Here is a 5,076-nt window from a genome sequence, read left to right on the forward strand (position 1 = left end):
AAAAAGAAAAAAAATATTTTTTTTCGATTTACTTGCGAGTTAAGAAAAAAGATGTACTTTTGCACCCGCTAAACGAGAGAATGGCGACATAAAAAAGAATGACACGTTCATAGACATATTGAATTGACAGCCGTCTTATCCAAAAGATAAGACAAAGAAAAAGAAAGTAAGGCAAATCGAAAAATAGATATTATTGAATTATCGACAATATTAAAATATACGATGAAGAGTTTGATCCTGGCTCAGGATGAACGCTAGCGGCAGGCCTAACACATGCAAGTCGAGGGGTAGTTACTTTCGGGTAATGAGACCGGCGCACGGGTGCGTAACGCGTATGCAATCTACCTTTTACAGGGGAATAGCCCAGAGAAATTTGGATTAATGCCCCATAGTATGTATGAATCGCATGGTTTATACATTAAAGTTCCAACGGTAAAAGATGAGCATGCGTCCCATTAGTTAGTTGGTAAGGTAACGGCTTACCAAGACGATGATGGGTAGGGGTCCTGAGAGGGAGATCCCCCACACTGGTACTGAGACACGGACCAGACTCCTACGGGAGGCAGCAGTGAGGAATATTGGACAATGGGCGCAAGCCTGATCCAGCCATGCCGCGTGCAGGAAGAAGCATCTATGGTGTGTAAACTGCTTTTGTACAGGAAGAAACACTCCCTCGTGAGGGAGCTTGACGGTACTGTAAGAATAAGGATCGGCTAACTCCGTGCCAGCAGCCGCGGTAATACGGAGGATCCAAGCGTTATCCGGAATCATTGGGTTTAAAGGGTCCGTAGGCGGTTTGATAAGTCAGTGGTGAAAGCCCATCGCTCAACGATGGAACGGCCATTGATACTGTCAGACTTGAATTACTAGGAAGTAACTAGAATATGTAGTGTAGCGGTGAAATGCTTAGATATTACATGGAATACCAATTGCGAAGGCAGGTTACTACTAGTGGATTGACGCTGATGGACGAAAGCGTGGGGAGCGAACAGGATTAGATACCCTGGTAGTCCACGCCGTAAACGATGGATACTAGCTGTTGGGCGCAAGTTCAGTGGCTAAGCGAAAGTGATAAGTATCCCACCTGGGGAGTACGTTCGCAAGAATGAAACTCAAAGGAATTGACGGGGGCCCGCACAAGCGGTGGAGCATGTGGTTTAATTCGATGATACGCGAGGAACCTTACCAAGGCTTAAATGTAGATTGACAGGTTTGGAAACAGACTTTTCTTCGGACAATTTACAAGGTGCTGCATGGTTGTCGTCAGCTCGTGCCGTGAGGTGTCAGGTTAAGTCCTATAACGAGCGCAACCCCTGTTGTTAGTTGCCAGCGAGTCAAGTCGGGAACTCTAACAAGACTGCCAGTGTAAACTGTGAGGAAGGTGGGGATGACGTCAAATCATCACGGCCCTTACGCCTTGGGCTACACACGTGCTACAATGGACGGTACAGAGAGCAGCCACTACGCAAGTAGGAGCGAATCTACAAAACCGTTCTCAGTTCGGATCGGAGTCTGCAACTCGACTCCGTGAAGCTGGAATCGCTAGTAATCGGATATCAGCCATGATCCGGTGAATACGTTCCCGGGCCTTGTACACACCGCCCGTCAAGCCATGGAAGCTGGGGGTACCTGAAGTCGGTGACCGCAAGGAGCTGCCTAGGGTAAAACTGGTAACTAGGGCTAAGTCGTAACAAGGTAGCCGTACCGGAAGGTGCGGCTGGAACACCTCCTTTCTAGAGAATGATAAAAGACTATATCTAGGAGATAGGTTTTACTTTCTGCTGTTAATTCAAATAATACAAAAGCAAAAAACAGAGTCTCGTAGCTCAGCTGGTTAGAGTACTACACTGATAATGTAGGGGTCCCCAGTTCGAGTCTGGGCGGGACTACTTTGTTTTAGCTTAAAGGAAATTTTAGAGGTTGAGTGAGCCGTTTGAAGTCTGTTAACTGAAAACTGTTAACTGCCGACTAAAAAATCGGGGGATTAGCTCAGCTGGCTAGAGCGCCTGCCTTGCACGCAGGAGGTCAACGGTTCGACTCCGTTATTCTCCACTACTTCGATAAGAAGAAAAGTTCATTGACATATTGAGATAAGAAAATAATAAGAAATAGAAAGCACAGTAGATGCGCGATTTATCGCGTATTTATTATAAGTCCTAAATAATTTATTATTTAGGCGGCGCATAAGCAAAATAAGGGCGTATGGGGGATGCCTAGGCTCTCAGAGGCGAAGAAGGACGTGATAAGCTGCGAAAAGCTACGGGGATTGGCACACACGAATTGATCCGTAGATATCCGAATGGGGCAACCCACTATGTTGAAGACATAGTACACCGATAGGTGGGCAAACCCGCTGAACTGAAACATCTAAGTAGGCGGAGGAGAAGAAAACAAAAGTGATTCCGTAAGTAGTGGCGAGCGAACGCGGATTAGCCCAAACCAATGTTGTTACGGCAATATTGGGGTTGTAGGACCACGACATTTGTTGCGGATTGAATTAGAATAACCTGGAAAGGTTAACCATAGAGGGTGATAGTCCCGTATAAGTAAGAGAAGATAACGATAGTGGTATCCTGAGTAGGGCGGGGCACGTGAAACCCTGTCTGAATTTGGCGGGACCATCCGCTAAGGCTAAATACTCCTGAGAGACCGATAGTGAACCAGTACCGTGAGGGAAAGGTGAAAAGAACCGTGAATAACGGAGTGAAATAGATCCTGAAACCATACGCTTACAAGCGGTCGGAGCCCTTTCGTGGGGTGACGGCGTGCCTTTTGCATAATGAGCCTACGAGTTAACGTTGCTGGCAAGGTTAAGTGATTAAGTCACGGATCCGTAGCGAAAGCGAGTCTGAATAGGGCGCTTTAGTCAGTAGTGTTAGACGCGAAACCGTGTGATCTACCCATGGGCAGGATGAAGCTGTGGTAACACATAGTGGAGGTCCGAACCGGTTGACGTTGAAAAGTCTTCGGATGACCTGTGGGTAGGGGTGAAAGGCCAATCAAACTCGGAAATAGCTCGTACTCCCCGAAATGCATTTAGGTGCAGCGTTGGTCATAAAGTTATATAGAGGTAGAGCTACTGATTGGATGCGGGGGCTTCACCGCCTACCAATTCCTGACAAACTCCGAATGCTATATAATGTTTACTAACAGTGAGGGCATGGGTGCTAAGGTCCATGTCCGAGAGGGAAAGAACCCAGACCATCAGCTAAGGTCCCCAAATATATGCTAAGTTGAAAAAACGAGGTTTGTCTGCCCAGACAGCTAGGATGTTGGCTTGGAAGCAGCCATTCATTTAAAGAGTGCGTAACAGCTCACTAGTCGAGCGGACGAGCATGGATAATAATCGGGCATAAGCATATTACCGAAGCTATGGATTTATACGTAAGTATAAGTGGTAGGGGAGCATTCTAACAGGGTTGAAGGTGTATCGTAAGGTATGCTGGACTAGTTAGAAAAGAAAATGTAGGCATAAGTAACGATAATGCGGGCGAGAAACCCGCACACCGAAAGACTAAGGTTTCCTCAGCTATGCTAATCAGCTGAGGGTTAGTCGGGTCCTAAGGCGAACCCGAAAGGGACAGTCGATGGCCAACGGGTTAATATTCCCGTACTTCTTATAATTGTGATGGGGTGACGGAGTGATGAAAGCACCGCGAACTGACGGAATAGTTCGTTGAAGTACCTACCTATAAGCTGCGCAGGCAAATCCACGCGGCTTGGGGAAATACGATAGTACTCGGAGTCTTCGGACAAAGAGATAGTGTGCCTAAGGGCTTCCAAGAAAAACCTCTAAACTTAGATTATAAGAACCCGTACCGTAAACCGACACAGGTAGTCGAGGAGAGAATCCTAAGGTGCTCGAGAGATTCATGGCTAAGGAATTAGGCAAAATAGACCTGTAACTTCGGGAGAAAGGTCGCCAGCAGCAATGCTGGCCGCAGTGAAAAGGTCCAGGCGACTGTTTATCAAAAACACAGGGCTCTGCAAAATCGTAAGATGAAGTATAGGGCCTGACACCTGCCCGGTGCTGGAAGGTTAAGAGGAGATGTTATCTTCGGAGAAGCATTGAATTGAAGCCCCAGTAAACGGCGGCCGTAACTATAACGGTCCTAAGGTAGCGAAATTCCTTGTCGGGTAAGTTCCGACCTGCACGAATGGTGTAACGATCTGGACACTGTCTCAGCCATGAGCTCGGTGAAATTGTAGTATCGGTGAAGATGCCGATTACCCGCAGTGGGACGAAAAGACCCTGTGCACCTTTACTATAGCTTAGTATTGACCTTGGATAAGTGATGTGTAGGATAGGTGGGAGACTATGAAGTGGCGTCGCTAGGCGTTGTGGAGTCATTGTTGAAATACCACCCTTTGCTTATCTGAGGCCTAACTCTCTAATGAGAGGACATTGCTTGGTGGGTAGTTTGACTGGGGTGGTCGCCTCCAAAAGAGTAACGGAGGCTTCTAAAGGTTCCCTCAGCACGCTTGGTAACCGTGCGTAGAGTGCAATGGCATAAGGGAGCTTGACTGAGAGACATACAGGTCGATCAGGTACGAAAGTAGAGCATAGTGATCCGGTGGTTCCGCATGGAAGGGCCATCGCTCAAAGGATAAAAGGTACGCCGGGGATAACAGGCTGATCTCCCCCAAGAGCTCATATCGACGGGGGGGTTTGGCACCTCGATGTCGGCTCGTCACATCCTGGGGCTGGAGAAGGTCCCAAGGGTTGGGCTGTTCGCCCATTAAAGTGGCACGCGAGCTGGGTTCAGAACGTCGTGAGACAGTTCGGTCTCTATCTACTGTGGGCGTTAGAAATTTGAGTGGATCTGATTCTAGTACGAGAGGACCGAATTGGACAAACCTCTGGTGTATCTGTTGTTCCGCCAGGAGCACCGCAGAGTAGCTACGTTTGGAAGGGATAAGCGCTGAAAGCATATAAGCGCGAAACCCACCACAAGATGAGATTTCTTTTAAGGGTCGTTGGAGATGACAACGTTGATAGGCTATAGATGTAAAGGCAGTAATGTCATAGTCGAGTAGTACTAATAACCCGTAAGTTTATGTGCAAACGAATCCTGT

At 47.4% G+C, this 5,076-nt stretch carries 2 tRNA genes and 2 rRNA genes; all 4 read left to right on the forward strand.

Annotated features, from left to right (window positions below):
• Positions 1 to 219 precede the first annotated feature (219 nt).
• Positions 220 to 1,733: ribosomal RNA gene (locus ACYU7A_RS08035) — 16S ribosomal RNA — on the forward strand.
• A gap of 82 nt (positions 1,734 to 1,815) precedes the next feature.
• Positions 1,816 to 1,889, forward strand: a tRNA-Ile gene (locus ACYU7A_RS08040).
• An 89-nt stretch (positions 1,890 to 1,978) separates the two neighbouring features.
• Positions 1,979 to 2,052 (forward strand) — tRNA-Ala (locus tag ACYU7A_RS08045).
• A 129-nt stretch (positions 2,053 to 2,181) separates the two neighbouring features.
• Positions 2,182 to 5,063: ribosomal RNA gene (locus tag ACYU7A_RS08050) — 23S ribosomal RNA — on the forward strand.
• The 16S and 23S rRNA genes sit together here with 2 tRNA genes alongside, the layout of an rRNA operon.
• The last annotated feature ends 13 nt before the right edge of the window (positions 5,064 to 5,076 follow it).

The sequence above is a fragment of the Flavobacterium koreense genome (assembly GCF_054776075.1).